Source organism: Streptomyces sp. NPDC090021, from assembly GCF_044748225.1.
Taxonomy (GTDB): domain Bacteria; phylum Actinomycetota; class Actinomycetes; order Streptomycetales; family Streptomycetaceae; genus Streptomyces.
In genome coordinates this window covers 115,364-122,218 of record NZ_JBIVFO010000026.1, presented here as the reverse complement: position 1 = coordinate 122,218, position 6,855 = coordinate 115,364, and the positions used below count along the sequence as shown (strand labels likewise).

General features: G+C 72.9%; 5 protein-coding genes. 1 reads left to right on the top strand and 4 read right to left on the bottom strand.

What is annotated here, in order from left to right:
* Window positions 1-647 precede the first annotated feature (647 nt).
* From ACIPXC_RS21820 to ACIPXC_RS21805, 4 genes are all read right to left on the bottom strand, one after another.
* Window positions 648-1,301, bottom strand: a complete 654-nt coding sequence (locus ACIPXC_RS21820; RefSeq protein WP_401620639.1) for a DUF1707 domain-containing protein — start codon at window positions 1,299-1,301, stop codon at window positions 648-650.
* A gap of 141 nt (window positions 1,302-1,442) precedes the next feature.
* Window positions 1,443-2,414, bottom strand: a complete 972-nt coding sequence (locus ACIPXC_RS21815) for an ATP-binding cassette domain-containing protein (protein WP_401620669.1) — start codon at window positions 2,412-2,414, stop codon at window positions 1,443-1,445.
* Between the two features lie 6 nt (window positions 2,415-2,420).
* Window positions 2,421-3,281 carry an ABC transporter permease gene (locus tag ACIPXC_RS21810; protein ID WP_401620666.1) on the bottom strand — a complete coding sequence of 287 codons (861 nt, stop codon included), beginning with the start codon at window positions 3,279-3,281 and terminating at the stop codon, window positions 2,421-2,423.
* An 82-nt stretch (window positions 3,282-3,363) separates the two neighbouring features.
* A complete protein-coding gene (locus ACIPXC_RS21805) occupies window positions 3,364-4,167 on the bottom strand; it encodes an ABC transporter permease (protein ID WP_401620663.1) in 804 nt (267 codons plus the stop codon).
* Window positions 4,168-4,355: 188 nt separating this feature from the next.
* Between ACIPXC_RS21805 and ACIPXC_RS21800 the strand changes: the two genes are divergently transcribed.
* Window positions 4,356-6,848: a transglycosylase domain-containing protein gene (locus tag ACIPXC_RS21800; protein WP_401620636.1), complete on the top strand. Its 2,493-nt coding sequence runs from the start codon at window positions 4,356-4,358 to the stop codon at window positions 6,846-6,848.
* The last annotated feature ends 7 nt before the right edge of the window (window positions 6,849-6,855 follow it).

Sequence of the window (6,855 nt, the reverse complement as noted above, 5' to 3'; positions counted from 1 at the left end):
GCTGTACCCGGTGGTCGCGCCTCGTCCTGCGGGGACACCCCTGCCCGTCCCCCCTCCAGCCGTACGGGCAGGCTCCGGGAAGGCGTGGTGTCGCCCGGGCGGAGCCGCGGCGTAGGGCGGGGACACCCCTGCCCGTCCCCCCTCCAGCCGTACGAGCAGGCTCCGGAAAACCGTGGCGTCGCCCGAGCGGAGCCGCGGCGTAGGGCGGGGACACCCCTGCCGGGCCCCCCTCCAGCGGTACGGGCAGGCTCCGGAAAACCGTGGCGTCGCCCGGGCGGAGCCATGGCGTAGGGCGGGGACACCCCTGCCCGGCCCTCCTCCAGCGGTACGGGCAGGCTCCGGGAGGGCGTGGTGTCGTCCGGGCGGAGCTGTGGCGTGGGGCGGGGACACGGCGGAGTGTCCCCGCAGGACGAGGCGCGACCAAGGCCGCCTGGCCGGGACAAGGAGTCCGCGCCGAGCCGAGGAGACACTCCGCCGGGGCACCGACCCACACCCCCACACCACCGACCAGCCGAAACCCCGCCCACACCGCCGAGTCCGCCACAGGCACACGCACACGCACAGGCACAGGCCGTACCGCCGAGTCCGGCGCAGGGGCCGTGGTCACCCCGGCGGGAGCCGACCCGTACCGCCGAGCCCGCGCAGCGCTACGGTTTACGGAGGGACAGGCCGCCGCGCGGGGGCTTCGGGTGCTTGATCTTGACCTCCACACCACCCCAGAAGGCGAGGCCCGTCACCACCACCCGCGGAGCGCCCGGCTCCGTCCGGCCCGGACTGTCGCGCTGGTCGAAGGCGCCCATGAAGCCGAAGCCCCGCACGTCCACGTCCACCCCCGGCGGCACCGTGATCTCGATGCCGCCCATGATCGCGACGCAGTTGATCACCACCTCGCGCTGCGCGAAGTCCGCCTCGCGCAGGTCCAGCTCGCCGCCGCCCCAGAACGCCACCGCGTCGAAGCGGGCCGGGACCGTCCAACGGCCCTTGCGCTGGAAACCCGACATCACTGCGACGGCCAGCGACGACGAACCCGTCCCGCCGATCCGGCCCGGCCAGGCGGCGGTTCCGGCCGCCGCCGCGGGCGGCGCGGCGGCCGGTCCGGTGGCGGCCGGCAGGTCCGCCGTCAGCGGTTCGAGCTGCGCGTACGTACGGGACTTGTACGCCGCCTCCAGCCGCTCCTCGAACTCCTCCATGTCGAGCCGGCCCTCGGCGACGGCGTCGCGCAGACGCTCCACCACCCGGTCCCGGTCGGCATCCGACGCCCTCAACTCCGGCAACTGCTTCTCCGGCCGCTCGTCACTCATGCGCACCAGACTATGCACGCGCGCGCGGGAGTTGTATGGTCCGGCCCCTGAGACCGTCCCCGAGCGAACCCTGAGACCGTCCCCGAGCCGCGCCCGCGCAGGCCCCGCGCAGGCCCCGCGCAGGCCCCGCGCGGGCCCCGCTCAGTCCCGCCCCGCGTACATCCGCGCGATCACGTCCTCGATGTCCGGCTCCCGCACCGACAGGTCCACCAGCGGGTACCGCGCCGCCACCGCCGACACCAGCGGCGCCGCCGACTGCCCCGCCGGGAACGCCAGCCACTGCCGGGGCCCCTCCACCTTCACCACCCGCGCCCCCGGCACGCTGATCGGCGCCAGCTCCCGCTCCAGGTCCACCACCAGCGTCCGCTCGCTCTCCCCCGCCGCCCCCGCCGCGTGCAGCCCGCCCAGCGCTCCGTCGTACATCAGGCGCCCGTGGTCGATGACCATCACCCGCTCGCAGAGCTGCTCGATGTCCTGGAGGTCGTGCGTGGTCAGCAGCACGGTCGTGCCGCGCTCCTCGTTCAACTGTCGCAGGAAGCCCCGCACCTTCGCCTTGCTCACCACGTCGAGCCCGATCGTCGGCTCGTCCAGGTACAGCACGTCGGGGTCGTGCAGCAGCGCCGCCGCGATGTCCCCGCGCATCCGCTGCCCGAGCGACAGCTGGCGCACCGGCACGTCGAGCAGCTCGGCCAGGTCCAGGCGGTCCACGCACCGCTCCAGGTTCTCCTCGAACCGCGCCCTCGGTACCCGGTACATCCGCCGCATCAGCCCGTACGAGTCCTTCAGCGGCAGGTCCCACCACAGGGTGGTGCGCTGGCCGAACACCACCCCGATCCGGTGCGCGAGCCGCACCCGCTCCCTCGCCGGGTCGATGCCCGCGACCCGCAGCCGGCCGCCGCTCGGGTTCAGGATGCCGGTCAGCATCTTGATCGTGGTCGACTTGCCGGCCCCGTTGGGCCCGATGTAGCCGACCATCTCGCCCCGCGCGACCGCGAAGCTGATCCCGTCCACCGCCCTGACCCGGCGTTTCTCCCGGCGCATCAGGCTCACCCGGCGCCGTACGTCGAAGACCTTCTCGACCCCGTCCAGCGAGATCAGCGCATCATCGTCCACCACGGCTCAGCTCCCCGTGCTCCGGTACGAACGGACGCCCGCGCGCCAGGCCAGCGACGCGGGCACGAACACCGCGAGGGCCACCAGCGGGCTCAGGAACGCGACCCACCCCGGCAGTCCCAGCGGATCGGGCCGCCCCAGCACGTACAGCGCGGGCAGCCAGTTGACGAAGGCCAGCGGGACGATGAAGGTCACCCCGCGCAGCAGTTCCGTCGCGAAGACCGTCGGCGGGTACTGCAGCATCGTGCAGCCGCCGTAGGTGAAGGAGTTCTGCACCTCCGCCGCGTCCCCGGCGACGAACTGGAAGGCGGCTCCGGCCACCATCACCGCCGCGAAGATCGCCGCACCGGACAGCAGCATCACGGGCACCAGCAGCACCTTCCCGGCCGTCCAGTCCACCCGTAGCGACCAGAGTGCCCAGCCCAGCACCCCCAGCCCCTGCACGACCCGGCCCACCCGGCGCAGCGCGAAGCGATCGGCGGCGACCTGCGCGAGCAGCGGGACCGGACGCACCAGCATGGTGTCGAGCGAGCCGTCGCGGATCCGGGCGCCGATCCGGTCGGTGTTCCCCAGCAGCAGGTCCGCCAGCCCCAGGGACGCCGAGCAGGACCCGTACAGCAGGGCGACCTCGGGCAGCATGAAGCCGCCGAGGACGTCCACGTGCGAGAACATGATGGAGATCGCGATGAAGTCCAGCAGCGTGATCGCCGCGTTCCCCACCGTCGACAGGACGAAGGACGTCCGGTACGTCATCGTCGACCGGATCCACATGGCCACGATCAGGCCGTAGCCGCGCAGCCCCTCCCGGACCCGGCCGCGCACCCGCGGCACCCGCGGCACCCGCGGCACCTGCGGCACCTGCGGCACCTGCGGACCGGTGAACTCCCGCTCCGGCAGCGCCTCGGCCGGCCCGGCCGTCCCGGTCGCCTCAGCCACCCTGGACCACCACTCAGCCACCCTGGACCACCACCTTCCGCGTCGCCGCCGACTGCATCAGCCGCCCGGCTCCCAGCAGTACGAGGACCCAGCCGGCCTGGAAGCCGAGCGCGCCGGCCGCGTCCCCCGCCCCCGAGTGCACGCCCAGCAGCACGTCCAGCGGGACCTGGAGCATCGCCGCCCAGGGCAGTACGCGCACGAACTCGCCGAAGGCGCCGGGGAAGACGGTCAGCGGCAGCAGCATCCCCGAGAAGAAGATCGAGACGACGGTCGCCATCAGGTTGATCCCGGCCCCGTCCATCAGCCAGAAGGCCAGCAGCCCCAGCAGGTAGCGCACGGCGAAGCTCACCACCAGCCCGAGCACGACGGAGACCAGGAACAGCAGCCATCGCCAGGGGTCCGAGGGCAGCGCCAGCCGGAAGGCCAGCGCCCCCGCCGCGAGCGGGACCAGACCGCGCCCCAGCAGTTGGAAGGCGGACCTGCCCAGGTCGGCCGCGAGCCACCACATCTGCAGGTCCGCGGGCCGGTACAGGTCGACGGCGATATCGCCGGTGCGGACCCGCTCCTGGATCTCCTCCTGGAACCCGCCGCCGATGAACGCCCCGGCCGCCAGCAGCGACTGGCTCACCCAGACGAACGTCAGGGCCTGGGGCAGGTCGTAGCCGCCGAGCCCCGGGCGCTGGTCCCACAGGGCGGCGTACGTGAACGCGACGATGAACCCGAACACGGTATTGGTGAACACGCCCGCCGCGGTCGCCGTGCCGTAGGTGGCGTACCGGCGGAACCCGCCGGCCGCGACCGCCGCGTAGAGGCGCACTCTCTGGCGCACCGTATCCCCTCCGTTTTCCACGTCGTTCCTACGTCGGCCAAAGCGCGCGAGCTTAGTGCGGAGGGGCGAGCCACGCGACCGATTTACCCCCGTCCGGGGCGGTGGTCACCGGCCATCGGGTAGACACCATGAGGTACAGAAGTGGATGTTTCGAACAGCGTCGAGGAGTCCCGGAGATGAGCGACCAGTCACCACCCGCGGGCTGGACCCCTCGCGACCCGGACACCCCACCCGGCGGACCCGCAGGATCCGCCGGGGCCGCCGGGGGAGCCGGGGGAGCCGGGGGAGCCGGGGGAGCCGGGGGCGCAGGATCCGCCGGGGCCGGTGGACCGGGTGGACCCGGCGGACCCGGCGGAAAGGCGCGCCGCGGGCGGACCGGCCGTCGCCGTCTCCTCCCCGGCTGGCGCACGGTCCTCGGCGCCGTTCTGCTCCTCACCCTCCTGATCGGCGGCGGCCTCGTGGCCGGCTACCTGCTGGTCGACATCCCGCCGGCCAACGCCGCCGCGACCGCGCAGTCCAACGTCTACCTCTACTCCGACGGCTCCCAGATCGCCCGCGACGGCGAGGTCAACCGCGTCAACGTGCCCCTCTCGCAGATCCCGCTGACCGTCCAGGAGGCCGTACTGGCCGCAGAGGACCGGGACTTCTACTCCGAACGGGCGGTGGACCCCAAGGCGATGGTCCGCGCCGCCTGGAACACGGCCACCGGCAAGGGCACCCAGTCCGGCTCGACGATCACCCAGCAGTACGTCAAGAACTACTACTTGGGCCAGGAACAGACGCTCAAGCGCAAGGCCAAGGAGTTCTTCATCGCGATCAAACTCGGCCGCGAGAAGTCCAAGGCGTACATCCTTGAGGGCTACCTGAACACCAGCTACTTCGGCCGCAACGCCTACGGCATCCAGGCCGCGTCCCAGGCGTACTACGGCAAGGACGTCAGCAGCCTCAACACCGCCGAGGGCGCCTACCTCGCCACCCTGCTCAACTCCCCCAGCGCCTTCGACGTCGTCTCCCACCCGAAGAGCCGCACCCGCGCCCTCGCCCGCTGGAACTACGTCCTCGACGGCATGGTCAAGAAGGGCTGGCTGCCCGCCGCCGAACGGGCGGCCACCCGGTTCCCCGAGCCCGGCAAGGTCCGCGCCGCCGCCGGCCTGTCCGGGCAGCGCGGCTACCTCGTCGAAGCGATCAAGGAATTCATCCTCGACCGCGAGATCCTCGACGACCAGACCCTCGCCGAGGGCGGCTACCGGATCACGACCACCATCGACCGCCGCCACCAGACCGACCTCGTCGCAGCCGTCGACGACCAGATGCTCGGCAAACTCGACCCCGGCACGCGCAAGACGGACCGGGTGGTCAGGGCCGGCGCCGTCTCCATCGACCCGTCCACCGGCAAGGTCGTCGCCATGTACGGCGGCGTCGACTACACCAAGCAGTACGTGAACAACGCCACCCGGCACGACTACCAGGTCGCCTCCACCTTCAAGCCGTTCGTCTTCGCGTCCGCCGTCGAGAACGACTCCCGCACCCAGGACGGCCGCCGGATCACCCCCCACACCCTCTACAACGGCGACAACAAACGCCCCGTCGTCGGCGGCCGGATCCGCTTCGCCCCGGAGAACGAGGGACAGATCTCCTACGGGAACATCACCGTCAACACCGCCACCGACCTCTCCGTGAACGCCGTCTACGCACAGATGGCCGTCGACGTCGGCACCGCCAGGGTCAAGAAGACCGCCATCGACCTCGGCATCCCCGAGGACACCCCGAACTTCGTGGTCGGCCCGGCCATGGCGCTCGGCACCCTCCAGGCCAGCGTCCTCGACATGACCCAGGCGTACGCGACCCTCGCCGACCACGGCCGCCGCACCCCCTACACCTTCCTGGAGGAGATCGCGAAGGGCAGCGACAAGATCACCCTTCCCGACCGCCCCTCCGTCCAGGCCATCAGCCGCGAGGCCGCCGACACCACCACGTCCATGCTGGTCAGCGTCGTGGACAACGGCACCGGCACGGCGGCCCTCGCCGCCGGCCATCCGGCCGCGGGCAAGACCGGCACCGCTGAACTGGACCGCTCGGCGTGGTTCGCGGCCTACACCCCGAACCTCGTCACGGTCGTCGCGATGATGGGCCAGGACCCGGACACCGGCACCCTGGAGTCGCTGTACGGGGCCCTCGGCGAGCCCCGTATCGGCGGTGGCGGCTACCCGGCCCGGATCTGGGCCGCGTACACGAAGGCCGCGCTGGAGGGCACCGACCCCGTGGACTTCGAACTCGACCTCCAGCCGGGCGCCGCGCAGCCCCCGCCGCCGCCCTCCCCGCAGTCGGACCCGCCGCAGGAGACACCCGGTGACGGCACCCCGCCCCCTCCCCGGCGGCCGACCCCGCCCTCCGGCGGCCAGGACAACGGCGGACAGGACTCCGGCGGCCGCACCCAGGGCGGCCGGAACAACGGGGGCCAGGACGGCGGGGGCGGCGGCGACGGCGGCCGGACCCAGGGCGGCCAGGACACCGGAGGGCGCACCCAGGGCGGCCAGGACGACGGCGGCACCAGCCGGGGCGACGAGGGCGGCACCACCACGGGCACCCAAGGCGGGGCCGGCTCGGGCGGCTGGGACGGCGGCGGGGTCTTCGGGGGCCCGCGCCCGCCGTCCGCGTTCCTGGAGTAGCCGCAGG

Excerpts from the sequence above, each read along its gene's own strand:
- ACIPXC_RS21820 (WP_401620639.1), bottom strand. The coding sequence starts at position 1,301 with ATGAGTGACGAGCGGCCGGAGAAGCAGTTGCCGGAGTTGAGGGCGTCG.
- ACIPXC_RS21800 (WP_401620636.1), top strand. The coding sequence starts at position 4,356 with ATGAGCGACCAGTCACCACCCGCGGGCTGGACCCCTCGCGACCCGGAC.